The sequence below is a fragment of the Terriglobus roseus DSM 18391 genome (assembly GCF_000265425.1).
Classification (GTDB): domain Bacteria; phylum Acidobacteriota; class Terriglobia; order Terriglobales; family Acidobacteriaceae; genus Terriglobus; species Terriglobus roseus.
Map to the genome: position 1 here is coordinate 2,620,977 of NC_018014.1, position 23,760 is coordinate 2,644,736.

Annotated in this window: 23 protein-coding genes and 1 tRNA gene; 12 read left to right on the top strand and 12 right to left on the bottom strand. The window is 62.0% G+C overall.

All coding sequences use genetic code 11. The features are described from left to right. Together mobA and TERRO_RS10845 are read right to left on the bottom strand one after the other, a co-directional pair. Entirely contained in the window at nt 1-693 is a 693-nt protein-coding gene (gene mobA, locus TERRO_RS10840; RefSeq protein WP_014786038.1) for a molybdenum cofactor guanylyltransferase, read from the bottom strand. Next, nucleotides 690-2,057 (bottom strand): dipeptidase, encoded by a 1,368-nt coding sequence (locus tag TERRO_RS10845; RefSeq protein WP_014786039.1) that lies wholly within the window; start codon nt 2,055-2,057, stop codon nt 690-692. The genes mobA and TERRO_RS10845 overlap by 4 nt, the downstream gene beginning before the upstream one ends. An 82-nt stretch (nt 2,058-2,139) precedes the next feature. Here TERRO_RS10845 and TERRO_RS10850 point away from each other — a divergent pair, with 82 nt between their 5' ends. The 4 genes from TERRO_RS10850 to TERRO_RS10865 are packed head-to-tail and all read left to right on the top strand — an operon-like array spanning nt 2,140 to nt 4,976. Then, a complete protein-coding gene (locus tag TERRO_RS10850) occupies nt 2,140-2,928 on the top strand; it encodes a class I SAM-dependent methyltransferase (RefSeq protein WP_014786040.1) in 789 nt (262 codons plus the stop codon). A gap of 53 nt (nt 2,929-2,981) precedes the next feature. After that, nucleotides 2,982-3,248 carry a flagellar FlbD family protein gene (locus TERRO_RS10855; RefSeq protein ID WP_014786041.1) on the top strand — a complete coding sequence of 89 codons (267 nt, stop codon included), beginning with the start codon at nt 2,982-2,984 and terminating at the stop codon, nt 3,246-3,248. A 23-nt stretch (nt 3,249-3,271) separates the two neighbouring features. Beyond that, nucleotides 3,272-4,075, top strand: a complete 804-nt coding sequence (locus TERRO_RS10860; protein WP_014786042.1) for a flagellar motor protein — start codon at nt 3,272-3,274, stop codon at nt 4,073-4,075. Further along, on the top strand, nt 4,038-4,976 hold the full coding sequence (locus TERRO_RS10865) for a flagellar motor protein MotB (protein ID WP_014786043.1): 939 nt from the start codon (nt 4,038-4,040) through the stop codon (nt 4,974-4,976). The genes TERRO_RS10860 and TERRO_RS10865 overlap by 38 nt, the downstream gene beginning before the upstream one ends. Here the strand turns inward: TERRO_RS10865 and TERRO_RS10870 are convergent. Beyond that, the gene (locus tag TERRO_RS10870; protein ID WP_014786044.1) at nt 4,912-5,553 is read right to left on the bottom strand and encodes a DedA family protein; all 642 of its coding nucleotides are present in this window, start codon (nt 5,551-5,553) and stop codon (nt 4,912-4,914) included. The two genes, TERRO_RS10865 and TERRO_RS10870, sit on opposite strands and share 65 nt — an antisense overlap. 107 nt (nt 5,554-5,660) lie before the next feature. Here TERRO_RS10870 and TERRO_RS10875 point away from each other — a divergent pair, with 107 nt between their 5' ends. Together TERRO_RS10875 and nth are read left to right on the top strand one after the other, a co-directional pair. Beyond that, the gene (locus tag TERRO_RS10875) at nt 5,661-6,491 is read left to right on the top strand and encodes a chlorite dismutase family protein (RefSeq protein WP_014786045.1); all 831 of its coding nucleotides are present in this window, start codon (nt 5,661-5,663) and stop codon (nt 6,489-6,491) included. Further along, on the top strand, nt 6,491-7,279 hold the full coding sequence (gene nth, locus TERRO_RS10880) for an endonuclease III (RefSeq protein WP_014786046.1): 789 nt from the start codon (nt 6,491-6,493) through the stop codon (nt 7,277-7,279). Before TERRO_RS10875 ends, nth begins: the two co-directional genes overlap by 1 nt. Nucleotides 7,280-7,655: 376 nt before the next feature. Here nth and TERRO_RS10885 read toward each other — a convergent pair whose 3' ends face one another. Continuing rightward, nucleotides 7,656-8,405 (bottom strand): uroporphyrinogen-III synthase, encoded by a 750-nt coding sequence (locus TERRO_RS10885; protein WP_014786047.1) that lies wholly within the window; start codon nt 8,403-8,405, stop codon nt 7,656-7,658. 3 nt (nt 8,406-8,408) lie between these two features. Continuing rightward, nucleotides 8,409-9,524, bottom strand: coding sequence for a hydroxymethylbilane synthase (gene hemC, locus TERRO_RS10890; protein WP_014786048.1), 1,116 nt, complete (start codon nt 9,522-9,524; stop codon nt 8,409-8,411). A 174-nt stretch (nt 9,525-9,698) separates the two neighbouring features. On the opposite strand from hemC, the gene TERRO_RS10895 reads away from it, so the two are divergent. After that, nucleotides 9,699-11,393 carry an AsmA family protein gene (locus TERRO_RS10895; RefSeq protein WP_157178334.1) on the top strand — a complete coding sequence of 565 codons (1,695 nt, stop codon included), beginning with the start codon at nt 9,699-9,701 and terminating at the stop codon, nt 11,391-11,393. 49 nt (nt 11,394-11,442) lie between these two features. On the opposite strand, the gene TERRO_RS10900 is transcribed toward TERRO_RS10895, so the two are convergent. From TERRO_RS10900 to ccsA, 4 genes are all read right to left on the bottom strand, one after another. After that, nucleotides 11,443-11,694: a hypothetical protein gene (locus TERRO_RS10900; RefSeq protein WP_014786050.1), complete on the bottom strand. Its 252-nt coding sequence runs from the start codon at nt 11,692-11,694 to the stop codon at nt 11,443-11,445. 2 nt (nt 11,695-11,696) lie between these two features. Then, nucleotides 11,697-11,963, bottom strand: coding sequence for a hypothetical protein (locus TERRO_RS10905; protein ID WP_014786051.1), 267 nt, complete (start codon nt 11,961-11,963; stop codon nt 11,697-11,699). A 62-nt stretch (nt 11,964-12,025) separates the two neighbouring features. Then, the gene (gene hemA / locus TERRO_RS10910; protein WP_014786052.1) at nt 12,026-13,276 is read right to left on the bottom strand and encodes a glutamyl-tRNA reductase; all 1,251 of its coding nucleotides are present in this window, start codon (nt 13,274-13,276) and stop codon (nt 12,026-12,028) included. Beyond that, nucleotides 13,273-14,091, bottom strand: a complete 819-nt coding sequence (gene ccsA, locus TERRO_RS10915; RefSeq protein ID WP_014786053.1) for a cytochrome c biogenesis protein CcsA — start codon at nt 14,089-14,091, stop codon at nt 13,273-13,275. The genes hemA and ccsA overlap by 4 nt, the downstream gene beginning before the upstream one ends. Before the next feature lie 270 nt (nt 14,092-14,361). Between ccsA and TERRO_RS10920 the strand changes: the two genes are divergently transcribed. The 5 genes from TERRO_RS10920 (at nt 14,362) to TERRO_RS10940 (ending at nt 20,324) form a co-directional block, all read left to right on the top strand. Continuing rightward, entirely contained in the window at nt 14,362-14,637 is a 276-nt protein-coding gene (locus TERRO_RS10920) for a hypothetical protein (RefSeq protein WP_014786054.1), read from the top strand. A gap of 65 nt (nt 14,638-14,702) precedes the next feature. Continuing rightward, nucleotides 14,703-17,408: a DNA mismatch repair protein MutS gene (gene mutS / locus TERRO_RS10925; protein ID WP_014786055.1), complete on the top strand. Its 2,706-nt coding sequence runs from the start codon at nt 14,703-14,705 to the stop codon at nt 17,406-17,408. Beyond that, a complete protein-coding gene (locus TERRO_RS10930; RefSeq protein WP_014786056.1) occupies nt 17,405-18,595 on the top strand; it encodes an anhydro-N-acetylmuramic acid kinase in 1,191 nt (396 codons plus the stop codon). The genes mutS and TERRO_RS10930 overlap by 4 nt, the downstream gene beginning before the upstream one ends. 29 nt (nt 18,596-18,624) lie before the next feature. Next, complete coding sequence (locus tag TERRO_RS10935; protein ID WP_014786057.1) at nt 18,625-20,148, top strand: ABC transporter substrate-binding protein; 1,524 nt, start codon at nt 18,625-18,627, stop codon at nt 20,146-20,148. A gap of 102 nt (nt 20,149-20,250) precedes the next feature. Next, nucleotides 20,251-20,324: transfer RNA gene (locus tag TERRO_RS10940), tRNA-Gln, on the top strand. A gap of 103 nt (nt 20,325-20,427) precedes the next feature. On the opposite strand, the gene TERRO_RS10945 is transcribed toward TERRO_RS10940, so the two are convergent. From TERRO_RS10945 to TERRO_RS10955, 3 genes are all read right to left on the bottom strand, one after another. Next, on the bottom strand, nt 20,428-21,795 hold the full coding sequence (locus tag TERRO_RS10945) for an arylsulfatase (RefSeq protein WP_245536065.1): 1,368 nt from the start codon (nt 21,793-21,795) through the stop codon (nt 20,428-20,430). 89 nt (nt 21,796-21,884) lie between these two features. Then, nucleotides 21,885-22,850: a formylglycine-generating enzyme family protein gene (locus TERRO_RS10950; RefSeq protein ID WP_014786059.1), complete on the bottom strand. Its 966-nt coding sequence runs from the start codon at nt 22,848-22,850 to the stop codon at nt 21,885-21,887. After that, complete coding sequence (locus TERRO_RS10955; RefSeq protein WP_014786060.1) at nt 22,847-23,719, bottom strand: peptidylprolyl isomerase; 873 nt, start codon at nt 23,717-23,719, stop codon at nt 22,847-22,849. The genes TERRO_RS10950 and TERRO_RS10955 overlap by 4 nt, the downstream gene beginning before the upstream one ends. Nucleotides 23,720-23,760: the final 41 nt, after the last annotated feature.

Sequence of the window (23,760 nt, forward strand, 5' to 3'; positions counted from 1 at the left end):
CTAATTCGATGCGCCTCCCGCCATTTCGGTCGGAACTCCCGCTAGATCACGGGCAATCTCGAGATCAGCGGGCGTATTCACGTTCACGAAAGCGCGCGAAGCCGTAACCGGCGACACCAGCGAAGAGACCTCAAACGTACAGATCGACTTGCCATCCTCCCCCAGCATGCAGGGATGATCCGCAACGGCGTGCAGCACCGGCTGCAGCTTCAACGCCCCATTCTTCAATGCGGTCCGCACTACCTCGCGAGCATCGGCTCGGATCAGCAACGGCAGCGGCTGCGCAAAACCCTCCGTCACCATATGTGCCACCGCAGCGCCAGAGGCAATTGCAGTTGCGACAAAGCGGATTAGCAGCGAAGCCGGCAGCAGCGGTAGATCGATCGGATGCAGCAAGACATACTCCGCACCCTCCGCATCCTGCAGCGCCGCATCCAGCGCGCCCACTGGACCACAACCACAGGTCACGTCAGGCACCGTGCGGCCATAGGCGCTCAGGCGCTCGCAGCGTTCCGGCGTGCCACACAGAATGGCAGGGTCACTGCCGGGAACAGCATCGTGCACAATGCGCAGAGCGCGCTCCAGCAACGTCTCGTCGCCCATGCGCAGTAATGCTTTATCAATTGCGTGCGAACCAGGTTCGCGCTGCATGCGCGAACTCTCGCCGCCGGCTAATACATACGTACGAATCATGCGCCCAACAATGCGAAGAACCGGACAATCGACTCCGTCCCGCGGTAAAAATTACTTAGGTTGAACTTCTCATTTGGCGCGTGCAGATTGTCATCCGGCAGGCCAAACCCCATCATGACTGTCGGCACCTTCAACTGCCGCGCAAAGTCACCCACCACCGGAATCGACCCGCCGCCACGCACAAACACCGTCTCCTTCGCAAAGACTGCGCGCATCGCATCCGTCGCAGCCTGAACAAAGCGGTTGTCGGTACCGACCACGATCGGTTCCCCAGAATGGATCATACGGACTTCGATGGACACTCCCTTCGGCGCGATGCTTGCCACGTAGCCCTTCAACTTCTCGAAGGTATCCGCAGGTGTCATACCGGGCACAAGCCGCAACGAAACCTTGGCCAAAGCCTTCGCCGGGATCACCGTCTTCGCACCCGCACTGGTAAAGCCACCGGGCATGCCGTGCACGTCCAGAGTCGGCCGGGCCCACGTCCGCTCCAGCACCGAATAGCCGGGTTCGCCCGTCAGAACGCTGCTGCCTACCTCTGTCTCGCGGTAGTGCTCTTCGTCGAACGGCAGCGACTTCCACGCCGCCAGCTCCGCCGCCGTCGGCGCATCGATGCCGTCATAGATACCCGGAATCAGGATGCGGCCATCCTCGTCCTTCAGCTTGGCAATCACCTGCGACAGCGCGACGAATGGGTTCGGCGCAGCGCCGCCATACATGCCGCTGTGCAGATCGGTGCGGGCACCGCGCACCTCGATCTCCGTGTAGATCATGCCGCGCAGACCGACACACAGCGTCGGCAGATCGGGCGCAAACAGCTCCGTGTCGCACACCAGCGCAACGTCGCACTTCAGCTCTTCGGGATGTTCCTTCAGATAGGCAGCGATACCCTCGCCACCAACCTCTTCCTCACCCTCAGCCAGGAAGCGGATGTTCACCGGCAGCGGTCCGGCCTGCAACAGAGCCTCAAGAGCCTTCACTTCCATCCACAGTTGGCCCTTGTCATCCACAGCGCCACGCGCATAGATATTCCCATCGCGCTCCGTCGGTTCGAAGGGCGGCGTCAGCCACTCATCCAGCGGATCGGGCGGCTGCACATCGTAATGGCCGTAGCAAAGGATCGTCGGCTTACCCGCAGCGTGTAGGTGATCGGCATAAACCAGCGGATGCCCCTGCGTCTCGATCAGCCGGACATTCTCCATCCCGATGCGCTTCAGCTCGTCCGCAACGAACTGCGCAGCGCGACGCACATCACCCGTATGCTCCGGCAATGTGGAGATCGATGGGATGCGCAGAAAATCCTTCAACTCAGCGAGCGCATTCGCCTTGTTACTCTCAGCGAATTCCAGTGCAGACTTCGGCATGTCGTTCCGTACCCTCTTATGACCCTGTGCAAAGTTCTTATGATCATTGCAACACCGCCCGCGGCAGCGAACAATCAATCGCATGGCCAGCACACCACAGACCGAGCACACGACGCAAACAGAACGTACGCAAACCTGGGACGCTGCCCGATATGCGGCCAACGGCCGCTTCGTCGCCAACCTGGCCGGTGAAGTGCTCTCCATGTTGGATGCAAAGCCAGGCGAAGCCATCCTCGACCTCGGTTGCGGCGACGGTGCGTTAACCGAACGCATCGCAGCTACCGGCGCAAACGTCACCGGCTGCGACGCCGACACATCCATGCTCGCTGCCGCCCGCGAGCGCGGCCTGAAGACCGTCGAAGCTGACATGCGCTCACTCCCCTTCCAGAGCGAGTTCGACGCCGTCTTCTCCAACGCTGCCCTCCACTGGGTCACGGACCAGACAAGCGTCCTCCAGGGAATCCACCGCGCGCTCAAACCCGGCGGACGCTTCGTCGCCGAGATGGGAGGCCTCGGAAACATCGCTTCCATACGAACAGCACTACTCGCCGTACTGAGACGATTCAATCTTGACGCAGAAGAGCTCGGAGGATCGTTTTATCCCTCCGAAATGGACTACCGCACGCTGCTCGAATCCAACGGATTCCGCATCGTCACCATGGCCCTCGTACCCCGCCCAACCCTCGTGAAAGCAGGCATGGAGGAGTGGCTGCGCACCTTCCGCAGCGGCGTCCTGGCCCGTCTGCCCGAAGCCGCCCGGGAGCCAGCAGTCTCGGAAGTCACTGATTTACTTAGGCCAATGCTCTGCGACAACAGCGGCCAATGGTGGGCGGACTACGTCCGCCTGCGCTTCCACGCAGTCCGCGACTAACTTCCTCATTCTCCTGAACCACCAGCCGATAAGGCCAGTGGAGCAAACAGGCCATGATCGAACTGACCCGCCTAAACGGACACAAGCTACTCGTAAACAGCGACCTAATAAAACACGCAGAATCCATCCCTGACACAACGCTGACGCTCGTCACCGGCGAAAAACTCGTCGTGCTCGAAAGCTGCGATGACGTGCTGAAACGCACGCTGCACTACCGCGCACAGGTGCTCTCAGAAGCCTGGCCGTCAGCGGCAAGCGCTATCACAGCGCACAACTCCGCCAGCATCGCCCACGAAATCGAACTTCACTCCAACGACTAGCCGCCCAGGACACGGAGAGAACCATGGACCTCGCAAGCATCGGTGGCATCGTGATCGCCTTGGTCGCCATCCTCGGCGCCATGATGATGGAGGGCGGCAGCATCGCCCAGATCACACAACTGACCGCAGCCATCATCGTGATTGGCGGCACAATCGGCGCCATCAGCGTGCAGTTTCCGCTGAACGTCTTGCTCGCCTCCGCCAAGGGCATCCTCGGTGTCTTCCTGCACAAGGATCATGACGAAGAGGCCGTTCTAAAGCAGCTCGTCGAGTTCGCAAACAAGGCGCGTAAGAGCGGCATCGTCTCGCTGGATGGCGATCTCGCAAGTGTGCACGATCCCTTCCTGAAGCAGGGCTTGATGCTGGCAGTGGATGGCACGGAGTCCGGCGAGGTCCGCAAGATCCTGCAGCTCGAGATCGACAACAAGAGTGAGATGGACGAAAAGGTCCCTCAGGTGCTGGAGTCAGCCGGCGCCTTCGCACCAACTGTCGGCATCATCGGCGCTGTGCTCGGACTGATCCAAGTCATGCAGCACCTCGACAACATTGATGAGGTCGGCAAAGGCATCGCGGTCGCCTTCGTAGCGACCATCTACGGCGTTGCGTTGGCAAACCTGTTCTGCCTCCCAGCAGCGGGCAAGCTGAAGATTCGCCACAAACAGCACGTCATGATGCAGGAAATGATGCTCGAAGGCGTCATCAGCATCCTGGAAGGCCTGAATCCGCGGATGATCGAGACCAAATTAAAACATTCCTCACGAACCCCAGAGCGGAGGCGAAGACGTAGCGATGGGCAAGAAGAAGCACGCGGAACACGTCAACCATGAGCGCTGGCTCGTCTCCTGGGCGGACCTGCTGACATTGCTCTTCGCATTTTTCGTGGTCATGTTTGCGTCGAGCGTCAGCGACAAGAAAAAGTCGTCGAAGATGGCTGCCGCTATGCAGACAGCTTTCCAACAAAAGGCGATCTTCGATTCACACGCTGCAACGCCGCCGCTTGCACCAGGCGCCGGGACCTCCAGCGGCGATCCGATGCCGTTGGAACTGCCTATCGAAACCGCTTTAGTCAGCACCGAGCGAAGCGATGGTGACGCGGAGAAGAGGGCGATCGAAGCGTCCATTGCGCCTGCGTTGCAACAGCACCTGGTCAAGATGCGTGATGCCGAGGACGGCATCACGCTGTCCCTCGACAGCGCGGGCTTCTTTGACTCAGGCTCTGCGGAGGTGAAGCCATCGGTTCAGCCGATCCTGAACAAGCTCGCCGCGTCGTTACCGCGAAGGGCGCTTCGCGTGGAGGGTCACACGGACAATCGGCCCATCCACACAGCGCAGTTCCGAAGCAACTGGGAGCTGTCGACGGCTCGCGCCGCAGCAATTGCGGAAGTGCTGATGCGCTGCAGCTTGATCTCGCCGGCAGACTTTGCCATCGCGGGATACGCCGAATTTCACCCGATCGCCGGGAACAACACGGAGTCAGGGCGCGCGGCGAATCGTCGCGTGGATATTGTGCTTTTACGGAACCAGCGCACAACGTCGACGCAAAAAACATCAGCGCGAAGTTTCGAGTCGTTGCCACCTCAGAAGCTCCGCCGCTGCCGCCTGCGCGGTAGGCCTGGTTGTTGGCTCCACATTCTGACGTGCCGCGCGTCCACCTGTGACGCTATTACGCTGCAGACTCTTCGTTGCGGTTCTTCAGGTGACTCCAGACGAACCAGACGATGCCGATGAGGACGAGCGCGATGATGGCAGCATCGGCCTTGTGCAGGATCTTCTTCAGCGGGCTGTGCGGATCGTTCCAGCTTGCGCCAGCCTTCATGCCGACGTACGCCAGAGCAAAGCACCACGGCCACGAACCGAGGAACGTGTAGATGTGGAAGCGCAGCTGCGGCATGCGGGCGATGCCTGCGGGTAGTGCGATGAAGGTGCGCACGACTGGTAGCAGACGGCCGATGAGGACTGTGATGTCGCCGTACTTCTGGAAGTAGTGATCGACGCGGTCGAGGTCCTTGCGGCTCATGAGTACGTAGCGGCCGAACTTCTCCACCAGCGGACGACCGCCGTGCGCGCCGATCCAGTAGGCGATGACCGAGCCGATGTTGCAGCCGAGTGCGCCGGCGGTTGCGGCGGCGTAGAGGTTCATCTTGCCCTGGTCGACGACGAAGCCTGCGAAGGGCATGATGATTTCGCTTGGAAGCGGAATGCACGCGGATTCAATCGCCATGAGCAGCGCGACGCCGGGGTAGCCGATGGCTGAGATCAGGTGCGTGACGTATGGCAGTAGAAAATCGATGATTTTTTCAGTCATTTTGTTTGGGGAGCCACGGTGAGTATACCCGGCGTGGGCCTGTGCTTCGGTGAAGGATGTGGCTCGTGCCTACGCGCTGTCATGCGGCCGCTGATATCCTTGGAGGTATGGCTGAGACAGTAACCGCGCCCGAGACCCCGACCAACGCCGCACACACCGTTACACCTGTTACGGCTGCGCCCGCAGTCACGGGCGGACGTCCCGCGAGCAGCTATGGTGCTGCACCCGCGGCTCATGGCGGACCGCCGGTGAAGCGGCAGATCGTTGCCTTCTCCTTCTATAAGGTCCTGCCCGAGTGGAAGCGCCTGCCTGCAGCCGAGAAGGCTGCGATGAAGGCTGCCTTCATCGAGGTGATCGAGCGGTGGAACAAGCCCGGCGAGTTCCTGACGCTGACCTATTCGACGGTCGGAACGCGCGGCGATGTCGACATGTGCGTCTGGTCGATCTGCTACTCCGTTGAGGAGATGAACCGCATGCGCAGCGAGCTGCTGGCTTCGCCGCTGGGTGGCTACCTGGAGACGCCGCACAGCTTCCTGTCCATGACGAAGCGTTCGCAGTACCAGATCGACCGCGAGGACGAGAGCGAAGGCGAGGGTCGCGGCGCGATCCGTCCCGGCGGCCACAAGTACATCTTCGTTTATCCGTTCTGGAAGACGCGTCCGTGGTATCTGCTGTCGCTGGAAGAGCGTCGCCGGCTGATGGAAGAGCACATCCGCGTTGGCCTTGCTTACCCGCGCGTGAAGCTGAACACGACGTACTCGTTCGGCATCGACGATCAGGAGTTTGTGGTCGCGTTCGAGACCAACTTCCCTGAGGACTTCGTCGACCTGGTGCAGCAGCTCCGCGAGACCGAGATCAGCATGTACACGCTGAAGGACTTCCCGATCTTCTCGTGCGTACGCGTCACGCCTGCCGACATGCTGGATCGCCTGGGCTAATGGCGAAGGTCGTCAAACCGGCGAAGCCGCTGCCTGCGAAGAAAGCTGTCTCGCCTGCAGCGGCGAAGGGTATCCGTGCGCGGCAGATTGCTGCGTCGGAGCCTGTTGCGACGAAGAAGGCTGTCGGCAGGACGAAGAAGCCGCTGGCGCCGGAGCGCATTGCTGCGATCATCGATGCGCTGGCGAAGACCTATCCGGACGCGGTATGCGCGCTACACCACAGCAACGCGTGGGAGCTCACGGTTGCGACGATCCTCTCGGCGCAGTGCACGGATGCCCGCGTGAACATGGTGACTCCCGCGTTGTTCCACGCGTATCCGACGCCGAAGGCGATGGCACACGCGACGCCTGAGGAGCTGCAGCCGATCCTCAGTTCCCTGTCGTTCTTCCGTATGAAGGCGAAGTCGCTGGTCGGTGCGGCGAAGGTTGTTACCGAAGAGTTCGGCGGACAGATTCCGCAGACGATGGACGAGATGCTGCGCATTCCGGGCGCGGCACGTAAGACGTCGAACGTGGTGCTTGGCAGTTGGTATGGCATCGCTTCCGGTGTGGTCGTGGATACGCATGTTCTTCGTCTCTCGCGACGACTGGAACTCACGTTGAACGACGATCCCGTGAAGGTCGAGCGCGACCTGATGCAGATCATTCCGCAGACGGAGTGGATCAACTTCTCGCACCGGCTGATCCATCATGGCCGCCAGATCTGCGAGGCTCGCAAGCCAAAGTGCGTGGATTGTTCGCTGGAGACGGTTTGTAACTCGAGCGACAAGACCTGGAGTACGCACTAGTTCCTGGGACCCTCCCCCCCCCGCATTTTTGCAAAAATTAGATTCTAAAGGAGTTAGCGGAGGCGGTATCCGCAAAAATCAGATTCTAAAAGGGTTACGGGCAAAAATTAGATTCTAAAGGGGTTAGGGTCACTGGTTCCCGCCTCTTGCTTCTGGCTTCGTGATTTGCGCAAACGGACGGACCTTTGTGTCGCTGGCATCGGATTGACGGATGCAGCAACTGGAGATCCTCCGCTTCGCTGCGGGATGGCAAGCGTTTCCGTCGTGATTTGTAGGACTACTTCAAGCTTAGCGGATTCAGGCTAATTACCCGCCAACTTTATCTTGATTGGAATGAGTTACATCGCCGGTCCCGGGACCTTGACAGCTTGTGGAGCTATGCCTGGTTTCGGAGGGCCGTTGCTACTGCCACGGCGAGCGCAGCGACGCAGGCGTCGCGGGCTTCGATCGTAGCTTTGTGGCCTAGTTCCTGCAGTGTTGCCGTTGTAATCGGGCCGATCGAGGCGAGTACAACGCTGGGCGGGAGGCCAACCTTCGCCGCATCGAGCAGCGCGAAGAGGTTCTGGACGGCGGAGGAGCTTGTGAAGGTGATGGCGTGGACGTTGGGCAGTTCGCGCTTGAGGCGGTCTACCGATTCCATGGGGATGACGCTGCGGTAGGCGGGTGCCAGCGTTACTTCGGCGCCGGCTGCTGTGAGTGTTTCGATGAGGATATCCCGACCCTGCTCTGCGCGGACGAGTAGCATCTTCGATCCCTTTGCGTGCGGCAGGAGGGATTTCGCCAGCGATTCCGCGATGGCGGTCTGCGCCTGGAGGCGGACCGGAAAGCCTGCTTCGCGAAGGGCTTTGGTGGTGGCTGCGCCGATGCTGGCGATGCCGCAGCTCAATGGGACCGCCTGATCCTCAAGCCGTTCTGCGAAGACGGCGACCGCGTTGGCGGAGGTGAAGAGGATCCAGTCGTACTCGTCGAGTTGCGTGAGTTCGCGGTCGAGCGTGGCGTAGTCGTCCGCGGGTGGCGTGAGTGCAATGGTTGGGATGGATACGACGCGCAGGCCATGCGCGATCAGAGCGTCGCCGAGGGCGGACGCCTGATGGGGGGCGCGTGTGACAAGAACCCGAGCTGCCAAGAGTTACTCCGCGTCCGCCGTGGCGAATTCTCCCGCCAGCAGCTCCCGCGCTCCTTGCGCGATGAGATCGTTTGCAGCGCGTGTGCCGAAGTTCTCAGCCGACTCGCCGGGGGTTGCAAACAGCATGACGTTTGCCATGGCGTCTCCATCGGGAGAGACCACCGTTGCAAGCAACGTGGCGCCGCCGTCGGCATGGGTGCAGAGCGCGCCCACAGGGAGTGCGCATCCGCCGCCGAGTGCGTGGAGGAGCCAACGCTCCGCCTCGACTGCGTAACGAGTTTCGGCGTTGTCGAGTGGTTGGATGGCGGCGATGGTTGCCGCATCGTTTGCACGGGTCTCGATTGCGAGTGCGCCCTGGCCGGGAGCCGGGCACATCATCTCCGGATCGAATCGCTGGCGGATCCAGTCGGCCTGGCCGGGCAGTTCTTCCCCGTGCTCATGGCCCTTGGCATCGAAGTGCTCGCCGAGGTGATCGTGCTCTGGATGCGTGATGCATTCGATATGTGGCGTGCGGCCGTACTCCGGGTGCTGCGGGTCGAGTTCGACGGGCTTGAGCAGGCGAGGCCCAAGGCGGTCGAGCCCCGCGGCGGCGAGCACGAGTGCGTCGCAGTCGCCGCGACCGAGCTTGCGGATGCGTGTGTCGATGTTGCCGCGGATGGCGACGAATTGAAATTCAGGATTGAGTGCGCGCAGTTGCGCGATGCGGCGCGGCGACGTGGTGCCGATGCGTGCGTTCGCGGGCAGCGTATGAATCTGCAGCCACTCCGGCACGAGGAGGACGTCGCGTGGGTCCGCACGCTCCGGGATGGCGGCGAGCGTGAAGCGCGCATCCAGTTGCGTCGGAAGGTCCTTGAGGGAGTGCACGGCGAGGTCGATGGTGCCCGCCTCAAGTGCTTCCTCAATTTCCTTGATGAAGATGCCCTTGCCATCGATGTTCGCCGGGATCCTGCCGTCCGGACCGAGCACGGTGGCGGCGAATGCCGGGTCTTGCAGGCGGTCGCCGGTGGTGCGGATGATGGTGACTTCCGCAGTGTGGCCGAGCGCGCGCAGATGTGCAGCGATGTGATTCGATTGCCAGAGCGCCAGCCGCGAGCCGCGCGATCCTATGCGAAGATGCATGCGGCCATCATACTGCGCTCTTCGCGGGATGCCCAGCCGCGATTCACAGCCGCGTTGACGTAAGGCGGGTTGCATCGTCCGAGTTGCAGGTGAAGTTGCTCAACAGTTTGCTCTCTGTTGCAGACTGTGTGGTGTTGGGAGTGATGCTTGGCGGATGGGAAAGACGATTTCGGGATGCACTCGAACCGCACGTCCGCGGTGCCGCGAAAACGTGTGTGGTGGTGGATCGGCGCTGGGCTGTTGGTCTGCCTGCTGACGCTGCTGGTGGTCGGCGAGGTGATGGTCCGGCGGGCTGGGCCGATCCTGCGAGGACGCGTGGTGGAGACCTTGCAGACACGATTTCACAGTCGTGTGGAGCTCGACTACTTCGACGTCTCGCTGCTGCATGGCTTTGCGGTCACCGGTAGCGGCCTGCGTATCTACTCGCAGGATGACGTGGTGACGGCGGGCGCGAACGATCCCTTGATCACGGTGGGACAGTTTGAATTCCACACGCCCTTGCGCAGCCTCTTTGTGAAGCCGATGCATGTGGGCACGGTGCGCGTGGCCGGCATGACCATCCGCATTCCGCCGAGGCAGGAACGTGTTGCCGATGCACCTGCGAGACGCAGGCGCGGCAAGATCGAGGTGATCGCAGACGAGATCCTGGTGGAAAACTCGACACTTGTGATTGGCACGGCGAAGGCGAACAAGGATCCGAAACGCTTTGCCCTGGAGCGCATTCGGCTGCGGCATGTGGGTGAGGGTGAGCCGATGGAGTACGAGGCCACGCTGATGAACGCGTTCCCGCGGGGACAGATCCATGCATCCGGCGCCTTTGGTCCCTGGAACGCAGAGCAGCCCGGCGAGTCAGCAGTGCGGGGAGATTACGTCTTCGATCATGCGGAGCTGAACAGCATCAAGGGAGTGGGCGGCACGCTGTCGTCGGCAGGCAGCTTCAACGGCCGTTTGAACCGCATTGAGGCGGATGGCACGACGACCACGCCGGACTTTTCACTGGATACGGCGAATCATCCGATGCCGCTGGCGACACACTACCGTGCGGTGATCGACGGCACGAACGGCGACACCTATCTGCAGTCGGTGCAGGCGAAGCTGGGCGGCAGCGAGTTTACGTGTGCCGGCGCAATCCTGAATGTGAAGGGTAAGGGGCACATCACGGATCTGGATGTAGACATTCCTGCGGGGCGGTTGCGGGATTTTCTGGAGCTTGCCGTGAAGACGCGGCCGCCTTTTATGCAGAGCGGCATCAGCATGAAGATGCATCTACGCGTGCCGTACGGCAGGGAGAGCGTGACGAAGAAGCTGGAGATGCAGGGCAGATTTAGACTGCGGCAGATCCGATTTACGAATCCGCAGGTGCAGGACAAGGTGGACATGCTGAGCCTGCGGGCGCAGGGGAATCCGAAGGATGCCAGGCCGGGGGCCTCGGATGTGCCTTCGCAGATGAGCGGCTCGCTGGTGCTGAGTCGCGGGCAGATGACGGTTAGCCAGCTTAACTACCTGCTGCCGGGTGCGCAGGTTGCGCTGGATGGCGTGTACTCGCTGGATGGGAAGACCTTCGACTTCCATGGCAAGGTGCGGACGGCGGCGACTGTTTCGCAGATGGTTGCTACCGGGTGGAAGAGCTTCCTGCTGAAGCTGGCCGATCCGTTCTTCAGCAAACACGGTGCAGGCGCGGAGATACCGGTGAAGATTACCGGGACCGAAGGTGCTCCGAAGTTTGGTTTGGATTTTGGTGGCGGAAAGAAGAGCGAGGCTGCGCAGGAGAAGGACGATCTGCAGAGCCGGAGGGATGAACTGACGCCGGATGGACGGATTGCGCGTCATCCGTCGCCAGGGCTGCCGATTCCGAGATCGCGCCGGTAACGCGAAGAGGCGGCACTGGTGGCCGCCTCTTCTATGTGCTGCGTTGGTGCTACTGGCGCGTGTGGGTTCTGCCGTCGCGGGTGGGGTTCTGGGGCGGGTGGTCCTCGGTGCCGGCTTCCCTGCCTTGCTTGCCGATGTTCTCCGCACCGAGGTGCACCTTGCCCTCTTCGGCGAGGTGCGCTGCGTGCGAGTGGGCGTGGGCCTTGTCGTCGCCGGGTACGGCATCGACGTGGCCGCCCTTGACGGCTTCGCTCAGCTTGTCGCCGTGCATCTTGCTTTGCTCTTCTTTGAGGGTCGCCATTGCTACTCCTTTGTGAGTGCTTCGCGTGCTTTTGCTACTTTGTCCTCGGATGCGAGGGGCGCGGTGTCGACGGGTTCATCGCCGAAGTCGCGTGCGCCGTACTCGTAGTCGGTACCACCGTCGGTGTTCTGCTTGCCGGCAGGCTGCCTGGTGCGCTGCTCTTCATTTAGCTGCCAGCCCTGCTCGTGAGCGTACTCGCTTGCCAGGCCGCGCGTGTGTTCGCCGAGGCCGCGTGGTTCTTTTTGTGTGTCGTTGTCGTGTGCTGCCATGAAAACCACCTCACGTTCTGTGAGATGGACGGTTGGGCCGGGGAGAGGTCTGACGTGGCGGATCAGCGATCGCGGCTGAAGAGGCGCTGGATGATGGTGAGGGTGGCGGAGTCTCCCTCGTTGGCGCTCCTGCGCATGCCGGTCATGGGAGCGTGCAGGAATTTGTTCATCATGGAGCGGGTGAGCGCGTCCACGGCTTCCTGCTGCTCGGGCGTGAGGGTGTTCAGCTTTGCGCGGGCGCGGTCGAGTTCGGAAAGGCGTAGCTGCTCGGCGTGCTGCTGAAGTGCAAGGATGCCGGGGATGGCGTCGAGCGTCTGGAGGCGTGCGGCGAAGCGGTCGACCTCGTCGGAGACGATCTGCTCGGCAGCTGCGGCCTCTTCGGCGCGGGCGTTCATGTTCTTGGCGGCTACCTGCTGCAGGTCGTCGACGGAGTAGACAAAGGCGCCGTCGACGCCGTTGACGGCGGGATCGACGTCGCGCGGGACAGCGATGTCGATGAAGAAGACGGGCCGGCCGCGGCGGGCGTGGAGGATGGCCTGCGCCTCGCGGACGTTGAAGAGGTGCTCGCGGGCGCCGGTGCCGGTGACGATGATGTCGGCCTTGGGCGCGTGCTGCTGGAGGTCAGCGAATGGGACGGCGAGGCCGTGGAACTGCTCGGCCAGTCGCTGCGCGCGTTCGGGTGTGCGGTTGGCGACGAGGATGGAGCTGGCGCCCTGCGCGATGAGGTGGCGTGCGGCGAGCTCGCTCATCTTACCCGCGCCAACGAGCAGGACCTGCTTGCCTTTGAGTGAGCCGAAGATCTGCTTTGCGAGGTCGGCTGCGACGGAGGCGATGGAGACGGAGGAGGAGCCGATCTCGGTCTCGGTGCGGACTTTTTTCGCGACGGTGAAGGCGGACTGCAGCAGGCGCTCGAGTGTGGAGGAGACGGCGCCGACTTCGCGCGCAACGGTGTAGCTCTCCTTCACCTGGCCCAGGATCTGGGGTTCGCCGACGACCATGCTGTCGAGGGAGGAGGCTACGCGGAAGAGGTGGCGGATGGCCTCCTGCTCGCGGAACTCGTAGAGGTGCGGCGCGAGGACGGCGGTGGGGACCGCGAAGTAGTCGGAGAGGAAGCTGCGGAGGTCGCTGGCGGACTCGTGCTCCATGAGGAGCTCGACGCGGTTGCAGGTGGAGAGGATGAGGCCTTCGCGGACGCCGGGGTGGTGGACGAGCGAGCGGGTGGCGTCGGCGAGGCGGCCGGGCGCGATGGCGAGCCGTTCGCGAACGTCGATGGGTGCTGAGTTGTGGTTGACGCCGAGTAGCGAGAGACTCACGGGCGCCCCGCAAACTGGTGCACGCTGCTGACCGTGTCCGCCGACCACACCGCCAGCATGATGAAGAAGACGAAAGAGCTGAGCCAGACGGCACGGCGTCCGCGCAGACCGCTGCTGCGACGAATGGCGATCATGGCGACATAGGCGATCCACATCGCGAACGAGAGGAGGACCTTGGGGTCGCGGAAGTAGGCGGCACCGTAGGTCATCTGCGCGAGGGTGGTGCCGATGAGGAGGCCGGCGGTCATGCAGGGCAGGCCGATCAGCAGCGACTTGAGCGCGATCTGGTCGGTCGTCTCAAGCGGCGGCAGCTTGCTGAGCATGCCGGCGGAGGTGCGCGACTTGAGGCGCTTCTCTTGAATGAGATACAGAACCGAGGCGAGCACGGAGACGGAGAGCGCCGCGTAGGCCGCGAGGAGCAGGCCGATGTGCAGCCATAGCCAGACCGAGTGGAGCAGTGGAACGTCGAGCTGGCGGCGGCCGGGCGCGAAGGCGGGCAGCAGGCCGAGCAGGAAGACGGCGGGCAGAAGAACGACTCCGACCGTCAGGGTTCGATAGCGTGCGTAGACCGCGAGGAAGGCTGCGGCGAGCAGGAGGCCGAGGACTGCCTGGATCTCGCTGGCGTTGACCGGAAGGAAGTGGTGGGCGGCGTTGAGCATCTCGGCCACCGAGACGAAGTGGAAGAGCAATGCGGCGACGGCGGCTGGCACCGCAAGCAGGCGCCAGCGCGGCCGGTCATAGAGAACGGCCGGAAGCACCGCCAGTGAGGCGACGCCGTAGAGAATGACCGCGACTTTGAGCCAGAATAGCGACATTGATCAGCGCGGAACGCGCAGGATTACCCCGTAACGAACCAGGTAACAGTATACGGGCGTCGCTTTGGGGGCTGCGGGTGATGGAGGTCCTGTTCTGCGCTGCGGGATCGATGGTCCCTGCGCGGTATCGGGTAGTCCTGCGCGTGAGACGAAATCTTCCTGCCGATCCTGCTGTGTCATGAAATGGCCGAGATGGCTCTGGTCTCCTGCGGCGCTCGATGGCGCATCCGAGGGAGAGAACGGGAATGAAGTGTCCCGGCAGGAGGAATCATGGCATTTGAATTCACAGGCGACAAGCGCGTTCACGCAGGCGAAGCAACCGAAGGTCAGACCACGGCCTACATCGAGAGCTACACGTCCCAGGTTCCCAGCGGCATCTTTCTGACTGCGGCGATTGCGTCGATCAGCGCTTCGCTGGTCTTCAAGGCGATCCGCAAGGATCACGCAGCCCTGTTCGTCGGCCAGTGGGTTGCGCCATTCCTGATCCTGGGTCTGTACAACAAGATGGTGAAGCAGCACGGCTCGGACGCAGATACCCGCTCGTAGCCAACGCCCCGCCGATAGCCTTCCAAGCGCCAGCATGCCCTGAACCGGTATGCTGGCGTTCTAGTATGTCTGCGGAAAAGATCACAACAGAGACGCCACGCAAGTCCCAGGCGGAGACGCTGGCGTCTGACAAGCTGTCGCCCATGATGCGGCAGTTCGCAGCGGCCAAGGCTGCGCATCCTGATTCCCTGCTGTTCTTTCGCATGGGGGATTTCTACGAGCTCTTCTATGACGACGCCGTCGTCGCCTCCCGCGAACTGCAACTGACTCTTACCGCACGCGATCGCGAGCGGCAGCAGCCCATGTGCGGCGTGCCCTATCACGCGGCTGAGGGATATCTGCAGCGGCTGTTGCGCAAGGGATATCGCATTGCCATCTGTGAGCAGATGGAAGATCCCAAGCTGGCTAAAGGCATTGTGAAGCGCGAGGTCACGCGTGTCTTCACACCGGGGACTGCGCTGGATCCGAGTGCCGGCGCCGGGGAGAACACATTCCTGGCTTCGCTGGCTGTAGCGAACGATCGCAAGTCTGCTGGTGTGGCTTTGCTGGATCTCTCGACCGGTGAGTTCCGCACGACGGAGTTCCGTGGTGCCGATGCCGTTTCTGCAGCGACGGAGGAGGTTGCGCGCAATCGTCCGCGCGAGGTGTTGCTGCCGGCGGGACTACATCTGGGAGGGTCGCAGCCGGAGTTGGATGGCTCCGAGGCGGGCGATGACATGCTGTCCTCTGTCCGTACGAGGACGCCGGTTGAGGATTGGGTCTTCACGGCGGACTATGCCCTGCCGCTGCTGCAGAACCACTATCGCGCGCATTCGCTGGAGGGTTTCGGCCTGGCCGGGCGGACTTCGGCGGCGATTGCAGCGGGTGCGTTACTGCACTATCTGCGCGCGACGAAGCATGAGGAGCTGGAACACCTGGATGTGCCGCGGTTCTATGAGCGGTCGACGTGCCTGGAACTCGATGCGGTAAGCGTGCGCAATCTTGAGTTGATCGAGCCGCTCTTCAGCGGTGAGAGTCAGCAGACGACGCTTTGCTACGCGGTCGATGCCTGCCGTACGCCGATGGGCAAACGCATGTTGCGCGCGGTGCTCCTGCGGCCTTCGATTGATGTCGTGGAGATTGCCGCTCGCCATGATGCTGTGGGCGAGGCCGCGCGGTCGCTGGCTTCTCGCGAGCGCTTGCGGCGCGCGCTGGAGCAAGTGCTGGATCTTGAGCGATTGCTGGCACGCTTGGCGCTGGATTCCGCGGGACCTCGCGAGGTGGTTGCGCTGGCGCGAACGTTGGCGGCACTGCCGCCGGTGCAGGAGGCTCTGGCCGATCTGAACCAAGGCCGCTGGGGCGTGCTCCGCGAGCACTTCGACACGCTGGAGGATGTGTGTGCCCGCATCCAGGCCACGCTGGTCGATGAGCCTCCGCTGAAGCTGGGCGAGGGCGATGCCATTCAGGTTGGCGTGGACGCTGAGCTGGATGAGTTGCGCGGCCTGAGCCGCAGTGGACGCGAGGCGATCGCAGCGATTGAAGAACGCGAGCGCACACGGACGGGCATTGGCAGCCTGAAAGTGCGCTTCAACAGCGTCTTCGGTTACTACCTTGAGATTACGAAGTCGAACCTGGCGAATGTGCCGAGCGACTACGAACGCAAGCAGACGCTGGTGAATGCCGAGCGCTTCACCACGCCCGAGCTGAAGGAGTACGAGCGCAAGATCCTGACGGCGCAGGAGCGTGTGGGCGAGATCGAGCGACGCATCTTCGCCGCACTGCGTCGTGAGGTGCTCGGGAGTGCGGCGCGTATGCGCGAGGCTTCACGACGGCTTGCCGAGATTGACCTGCTCGCAAACTTCGCTCACATCGCTGCGCTGCGTGGATGGTCGCGGCCGGAGATCCTGGCGGACACGACGGTCTTCGAGTTTGCCGAGGCGCGGCATCCGGTGGTGGAGCTACGGCTTGAGGAGAGCGGCGCGGGACGGTTCATTCCGAACTCGGGCTTTCTTGACGGCGCGCAGGGGCCGTCACTGGCGTTGATCACCGGCCCGAACATGGGTGGTAAGTCGACCTATCTGCGCATGGCCGCGCTGCTGGCTATCCTGGCGCAGAGTGGATCGTTTGTGCCTGCGGTGGCGATGAAGCTGGGCCTGGTCGATCGCATCTTCACGCGCATTGGCGCGAGTGACAATGTGGCCCGTGGCCGATCGACCTTCATGGTGGAGATGACGGAGACTGCAGCGATCCTGAACTCGGCAACTCCTAAGAGTTTAGTTCTGCTGGACGAGATGGGTCGCGGCACTGCGACGTATGACGGCTTGTCTCTGGCGTGGGCTGCTGTCGAGCATCTGCATGATCGTGTTGGCGCTCGGACGCTGTTTGCCACGCACTATCACGAGTTGACACTGCTGGAAGAGAAGCTGGCTCGACTGAAAAATCTGCGTGTGGCATGTCGCGAGACGCCACAAGGCATCGTGTTTCTTCACCAGGTGGAGAGTGGCGCCGCGGATCGCAGTTATGGCATTGAAGTGGCGAAGCTGGCGGGGCTGCCGCGGGATGTAATCGCCCGTGCGCGGGCTGTGCTGAAGATGCATGAGAAGGCGGAGAGCGCGTCTGTCGCAGCGGCGGGACAAGCCGCGCAGATTGCGGCACCGCCGATGCAGATGACGATCTTTACGCCGCTGTCGCAGCGCGTGGTGGATCGCGTCCGTGAACTGGATGTGGATCGCATGACGCCGATGGAAGCATTGCAGTTGCTGGCCGAATTGAAACGGGAGATTGCGGAATGACCGAGACACCAAAGCCGATGATCGTTGCGGGCGTAATGAGCGGCACCTCTGCCGATGGTGTGGACGTCGCGCTGGTGCGTATTGCGGCGGGCAAAGCGGATGCATCGCCGAAGATGAAGCTGCTAGGCCATGCGGCGTTACCCTATCCGAAGAAGCTGCGTGAGGCGGTACTGGCCGCGATGGATGCGAAGGCAATCAGCGTGGCCGACCTGGCTCGGCTTCACTGGCGGCTGGGTGAGTTCTATGGCGACGCGATTGTGCGCGCGCAGCAGCAGCTTGGCGTGAAGGCGAAGCTGGCCGGCGTGCATGGCCAGACGATCTATCACCAGGGTGTGCCGGCCAAGTTCTTAGGAGACCCGCTGCGTTGTACCTGGCAGATTGGTGAAGCGAGCGAGGTGGCATCGCGCGCGGCGATGCCGGTGGTGAGCGACTTCCGACCTGCGGACATGGTCGCGGGCGGACAGGCCGCGCCGCTGGTGCCGATCTTCGATCGCGTCTTCTTTGCGCATGCAAAACGAAATCGCGTTCTGCAGAACCTGGGCGGCATCGCGAACATGACAGCCATTCCTGCGGGGACGGGCGATCTGCTTGCCTTTGATTCCGGCCCTGCTTCTGTCGTGATCGATGGCTGTATGCAGTCGCTGTATGGCAAGGCTTACGACCGCAACGGTGCAACTGCGAAGCGTGGCCGCGTGATCGATACGGTGCTGCAACAAGCGTTGAAGCTGCCGTACTTCTCTGCCCCGCCGCCGAAGAGCTGCGGTCGTGAGGAGTTTGGTGGGACCTTCGTGACCCGCTTCATCGCGGATTGCAGGAAGCAGGGCGCACAGGATGCTGACGTGATCGCGACTGCAACGGCGCTGACTGCCGAGAGCATCCTGCATGCGTATCGCAGTTTCGTGTGGCCCTTCCTCGGACAACGAGCACCGCTTGCCGATGCGACGGACTACATCGTGGCGGGCGGTGGCGCGAATAACGCGACGCTGATGAAGCTGTTGCGAGACGGACTGGAGCCGCTTGGCATAACCGTCAGCACGTCAGCCGATCACGGTGTGCCTGCCGAGGCAAAGGAGGCGATGGCGTTCGCGCTGCTGGCCTGGCTGCGGTGGCATGAGTTGCCGGGGAATGTGCCTGCTGCGACCGGTGCGAAGCGCGACGCGGCGCTTGGACGGGTTACGCTGCCGTGACCGCTTGTCGAGGACGTGTGTTTTGCAGCTTGCGTGGCGTTTTACTGCTGGGTTCGTTGTTGCCGCTTGCAGCGTGCCATGAGCGGCCGGACCGTGACACGCTCGTCATTGATATCGAAAGCTCGCCAACAAATCTGGACATACGCATTGGCAGTGATGCGCAGGCCGAGCACATCGGCGCGCTGCTGTTCGATTCGATCGTACGCAAGGATGAGCACTACAACCTGCAGCCGGCGATTGCTACGGCGTGGGAGTGGCGCGATCCGCTGACGCTGGTGCTGCACATTCGCGATGGAGTGCACTTCCACGATGACAAGCTGCTGGATGCGAATGACGTGGCGTGGTCGATCGACAGCATGCACAACGGCGCCATCACAACGTCGAAGAGCGGCAACTTTGCCAGCGTGGATCACACGGAAGTGACGGATCCGCACACCTGCATTGTGCACTTGAAAAAGGCCGATGCGAGCCTGCTGTTCAACATGAGCGATGAGTTGAGCGCGGTGGTGGAAAAGGGTGCGGGCAAGACGATGGGTGAGCACCCGATCGGCAGCGGCCCGTTTCGCTTTGTAAGCGAGGAGCAGGACAAAGACGTCGTGCTGGAGCGCAATCCCAATTACTGGGGCGGTGCGCCGTCGATTCCGCGGGTGCGGTTCGCCATTGTGCCGGACTCGATCACGCGCGCGCTGGAGTTGCAGAAGGGTTCTGCAGACGCTGCGTCCAATGCGCTAACGGGCGACACTGTGGCGGCGATGGCGAACGATCCCAACCTGGAGGTGGAGAGCAAGCCCGGATCGATTGTGAACTACATGACCTTCAACGCGACTGATCCCCTGCTGAAGGACAAGCGTGTGCGACAGGCCTTTGCGTATGCGGTGGATCGGCCTGCGATTACGAAGGCGTTGCTGCATGGCCAGGCGGAGGTGCAGGACACGTTGCTGCCGCTGGGTCACTGGGCGGCACCGGGCGCTGGCGATCCCATCACGCGGTACTCGCATGACGTTATGAAGGCAAAGGCGCTGCTGGAGTCTGCTGGATATCACGCGGACGCGAAGGGCGTGCGCATTCACCTGACGCTGAAGAGTTCAACCGATGACACGATGCGTCTGCTGGCGGCCGTGGTGCAGCAGCAGGTGCGCGACGCAGGCATTGAGCTGACGCTGCGGCAGAACGAGTTCGGTACGTTCTACAGCGATGTGACGAAGGGTGCGTTCCAGATCTATGTGCTGCGATGGGTTGGGTCGAATGAGGATCCCGATATCTTCCGCTACGCCTATAGCTCCGCGATGATGCCGCCGAAAGGATCAAATCGAGGGCACTATACGAACGCGCAGGCGGATGCGTTGATTGCACAGGGTGCGGGCGAGATCGACCAGGCGAAACGGCGCGAGACGTACCTGCAACTGCAACGCATACTGGCCGATGATGAGCCGACGCTGGTGCTTTGGTCGCCGGATAATGTCGTCGTTCACACGAAGCGGGTGCATGGTGTGGTGCCGGCTTCCGCGGGCAGCTTTGGGTGGCTGCGCACAGCAACTCTTCGGCAGCCGTAGCGGTTGACGTAAAGGGCAAGTCTTCGTACACTCGAAGAGGCGGTTGAGACGCTTCCAAGCGGCTCTCGCTTCCATCCTAAGCAGGATCCTCCTGCACCGTATTGCCCTCTCGTTCAATGGTAGGACTAGCGACTCTGACTCGCTCAATCGGGGTTCGAATCCCTGGGGGGCAACCACCTACGCCGGTAACGGCATGCCTTCCATACGGTTCTCGTGACTGCGGGAAACTTCTCCGCTTTTTTCCCGCTCCGTCGATCCCGCATCCCACAACGACCATGCTCATGCGGGATCGGGGTATTCGGCTGAGGGCTTATGCGTTTCGCCGATGTAGCGTTCGATACGATCCACGACGTCAGCGTGGTGTTGAGCGATATTGTTCTTCTCAGCCGGGTCGACGGCCAGATCGTAGAGTTCGAGCGGTCCTTTCCGTCCGTGGCGAACTGCCTTCCACTTACCCCACCGGACTGCCTGTTCGAAGACAGGCTCGTAGAACTCCCAGTAGAGAAAACGATCTTTCGGCCTGGCTTCCGGACGGAAGAGATAAGGACGGATGCTGATGCCGTCGGTCGCTTGCGGTGGGGCGCCAGCCAGGTCAAGGGCTGTCGGCAAGACGTCAGGAAAGAAGATCGGGACTTGCGACACTTTACCGGCGGGGATATGTCCCGGCCAGCGCGCGATGAATGGCTCGCGAATACCCCCTTCGTACATGTCCCGCTTGTAGCCCTGCAGGGCACCGTTGGAATCGAAGAAGTTCACCACCTTGGTTTGTTGGGGCGTGGGTTCTGAACGAGGACCGTTGTCCGAAGCGAAGAAGACGATTGTGTCCTCGTCTATTCCCTTCTGCTTCAGCGCTGCGAGGATCTTGCCGACGCCATTGTCGAGATGCCCGATCATGGCGGCATAGATCTTCTCGTCTTCGTCCCAGGGCTCCTTCGCATAGGAACCCTGATCGGGTGCGATGTAGGGGCTGTGGGGTGCGTCGTAGGCTACGTAAAGGAAGAACGGAGTGTCGCTGCTCTGCTGGATGTAGTTGACCGAGTCGTCCGTGATCATGGTGGTGTCGTAGCGACCTTGTTTCCCATTGGCGTTTTCAGGCAGGTCGATAAGGCGCTCGTTGTCGTAACGCTGCGTTGGGAAATAGCCCTGCGTGCTGGCTGTCTGGGTGAGCCAGCCCTTGAAGGTCTGAAAGCCGTGGCGGGTCGGAGTTGCCGCGGGATCATAGCCATCCAGATGCCACTTTCCGAAGAGCGCTGTCTTGTAGCCGCTGCGTGCTAGGTAATCGGCGATGGTGTGGTCGGCATCGGTCAGGCTTGCTCGGCGGATCTCTTCTTTGCCTTTGAAGCCCACGTGTCCTGCGGCCAGCGCGAAGTTATCTCGAACGCGGGTGTGGCCGGTGTTAAGGCCCGTCATCAAAACGCTGCGCGAGGGCGCGCAGACGGGCGCTCCGGCATAGGCCTGTGCGAAGCGGACACCTTCGGCTGCGAGCCGGTCGATGTGCGGCGTCTTGAACTTCCTCTGCCCATAGACACTGGTGTCGGCGTAACCCATGTCATCCGCGAGAATGAAGATGATGTTGGGCCGTCGTTTGGTCTGTGCCGCGAACGACTTCGTAAGATTGCTCAGCGCGAAGGCAGCCGAAGTAGACAATGCGTTCTGCAGGAAATGTCTGCGATTGAGCGCTGTTGAAGGCAATCCGTACTCCCTTTCCTGCAGGAAACGCGTTGGGATGAAGGTGCTTAGTCCTTGTCACGCACGCAGCGAAAGCTGATGTTCGTGGTCGCGCTGTCGGGTGTGTTGGAACTGCGCGCGCCGACGCGATAGCGATTGCAGTACGAGCGATGACAGAGGTACGAGCCGCCTTTGAGCACGCGTGCGACTCCCTCGGGTGGGCCGAGGGGATTGTGCCGCGTTGCGTGCTGATGCCAGGTGGGGTGAGACCAGTCTGCGATCCATTCCCATGTATTGCCGGTCATGCCAAAGAGCCCATAACCGTTTGGCGGAAAGGCGTCGGCTGGACAGGTGGAGGCGAAGCCGTCTTCTGCAGTATTACTGGTGGGAAAGTCGCCCTGCCAGATGTTGCAGAGATGCTTTCCCCCGGGCGTGAGATCGTCGCCCCAGGGGTAGGCTGCCTGCTCCAAGCCACCGCGCGCTGCGAACTCCCACTCTGCTTCTGTGGGGAGGCGCTTGCCTGCCCACGCGGCGTATGCGGCAGCGTCGTTCCAGGAGACATGCACCACCGGATGCTCGGCACGGGTGCTGATGTCGGATGATGGGCCTTCGGGATGCGACCAGGTTGCGCCTTCGATTCCCTGCCACCACTCTGCTCCATGAACCTGCACGGACGTGGAGCCATCCGCGTTGGGCGGGAGGTCGCCCGCGAAGACGAAGGACCAGCCGATACGCTCGGCCTCTGTGACGTACTGGGTAGCGTCGACAAACGGTGCGAAGTCACGATTGCGCACGACGAAGCGATCCATCCAGAAGGCGTCTACGGTGACGGGCCGCACAGGCCCTTCGCCGTCGTCAGGGAACGAGTCGGCGGACTCTGACCCCATCAAGAAGCGGCCACCTGGTAGGAGGACCATGTCCTCGGTGCTGCCGGTCGTTGCGCGGATGCGTTCGGTCGAGCTCTGCTGCGAGGCTTGCAGGAGCTGCGCGTGCTGCTTGCTGGGCACGCAGCATGGACTAACCTTCATGGTCATTGCACCCTCTCACCGCGCGCGACGTTGCGCTGCGGCTCGTCAATCATCTGAATGTCTGCATTTTGGAAGATGGCTTGAAGCGCCTGGTCGAGCACGGCGATGCGGCGATCGTCGAAGATGCGACGTGCGAGGTCGGCACGTATCTCATCGAGTGGCTGCAGCCCGGCGGCCTTATGGTCGCGCACCAGAGCGATGTGCAAGCCGAAGGGCGTCTCAAAGATGTCGCTCGGCTTTTTAGGCTTCAGGTTGAAGACAGTTTCTTCAAAGGCCGGCACCATGTCGTCGCGGGAGATCCATCCCAGTGCTCCACCGTTGCCTTTGCAGTCGGAGTAGCGATCGGCCACCGTTGCAAAAGGCTTGCCGCGCTTCAGCTCTTCGGCGGCACGTGTCAGCGTTGCCTTTGCAGCCTGCCGCTCCTCGTCCGTCTCTGCGAGACAGATGATGTGCGACACCAGCCAACGCTCTGGCAAGGTGAAGACGGCAGCGTTGCCACGATAGATGGTTTCCACTTCCTGACGGCCCGGTCTTGGCACATAGCGCGTGATGTGACGCTCAGCCTTGCGGACCGTGGCGCGCTCTGCCATCTCATCCATCACGCCAGCACCGCAGGACTGGTTCGCGGTGCTGCCCCATACCAGGCGGCGCTCTTCCTCGATCTCCTGCTCCGTCACGATCAGATTCTCTTGCGCCGCGAGTTGCCGCAGCAACACCGCGCGAAGCACACTGCGCTCTGCGACCTCCTGTGCCTGCGTGTAGTCGGCGGGAGATCGCTGTTGCATCTGTTCCGGCGTCAGTCCGCCGGAGACAGCGAGAAACTCGCGGTAGAAGCGTTCGTCGCTAATGAGTTCGCCATTGACTCGAAGTGCCATGAAGAAGAGTGTACTTTTTCCTCTCTGTCGTTGCGCTGCCG

Excerpts from the sequence above, each read along its gene's own strand:
- mobA (WP_014786038.1), bottom strand. The coding sequence starts at position 693 with ATGATTCGTACGTATGTATTAGCCGGCGGCGAGAGTTCGCGCATGCAG.
- TERRO_RS10845 (WP_014786039.1), bottom strand. The coding sequence starts at position 2,057 with ATGCCGAAGTCTGCACTGGAATTCGCTGAGAGTAACAAGGCGAATGCG.
- TERRO_RS10850 (WP_014786040.1), top strand. The coding sequence starts at position 2,140 with ATGGCCAGCACACCACAGACCGAGCACACGACGCAAACAGAACGTACG.
- TERRO_RS10855 (WP_014786041.1), top strand. The coding sequence starts at position 2,982 with ATGATCGAACTGACCCGCCTAAACGGACACAAGCTACTCGTAAACAGC.
- TERRO_RS10860 (WP_014786042.1), top strand. The coding sequence starts at position 3,272 with ATGGACCTCGCAAGCATCGGTGGCATCGTGATCGCCTTGGTCGCCATC.
- TERRO_RS10865 (WP_014786043.1), top strand. The coding sequence starts at position 4,038 with ATGGGCAAGAAGAAGCACGCGGAACACGTCAACCATGAGCGCTGGCTC.
- TERRO_RS10870 (WP_014786044.1), bottom strand. The coding sequence starts at position 5,553 with ATGACTGAAAAAATCATCGATTTTCTACTGCCATACGTCACGCACCTG.
- TERRO_RS10875 (WP_014786045.1), top strand. The coding sequence starts at position 5,661 with ATGGCTGAGACAGTAACCGCGCCCGAGACCCCGACCAACGCCGCACAC.
- nth (WP_014786046.1), top strand. The coding sequence starts at position 6,491 with ATGGCGAAGGTCGTCAAACCGGCGAAGCCGCTGCCTGCGAAGAAAGCT.
- hemC (WP_014786048.1), bottom strand. The coding sequence starts at position 9,524 with ATGCATCTTCGCATAGGATCGCGCGGCTCGCGGCTGGCGCTCTGGCAA.
- TERRO_RS10895 (WP_157178334.1), top strand. The coding sequence starts at position 9,699 with ATGCACTCGAACCGCACGTCCGCGGTGCCGCGAAAACGTGTGTGGTGG.
- TERRO_RS10900 (WP_014786050.1), bottom strand. The coding sequence starts at position 11,694 with ATGGCGACCCTCAAAGAAGAGCAAAGCAAGATGCACGGCGACAAGCTG.
- TERRO_RS10905 (WP_014786051.1), bottom strand. The coding sequence starts at position 11,963 with ATGGCAGCACACGACAACGACACACAAAAAGAACCACGCGGCCTCGGC.
- ccsA (WP_014786053.1), bottom strand. The coding sequence starts at position 14,091 with ATGTCGCTATTCTGGCTCAAAGTCGCGGTCATTCTCTACGGCGTCGCC.
- TERRO_RS10920 (WP_014786054.1), top strand. The coding sequence starts at position 14,362 with ATGGCATTTGAATTCACAGGCGACAAGCGCGTTCACGCAGGCGAAGCA.
- mutS (WP_014786055.1), top strand. The coding sequence starts at position 14,703 with ATGTCTGCGGAAAAGATCACAACAGAGACGCCACGCAAGTCCCAGGCG.
- TERRO_RS10930 (WP_014786056.1), top strand. The coding sequence starts at position 17,405 with ATGACCGAGACACCAAAGCCGATGATCGTTGCGGGCGTAATGAGCGGC.
- TERRO_RS10950 (WP_014786059.1), bottom strand. The coding sequence starts at position 22,850 with ATGACCATGAAGGTTAGTCCATGCTGCGTGCCCAGCAAGCAGCACGCG.
- TERRO_RS10955 (WP_014786060.1), bottom strand. The coding sequence starts at position 23,719 with ATGGCACTTCGAGTCAATGGCGAACTCATTAGCGACGAACGCTTCTAC.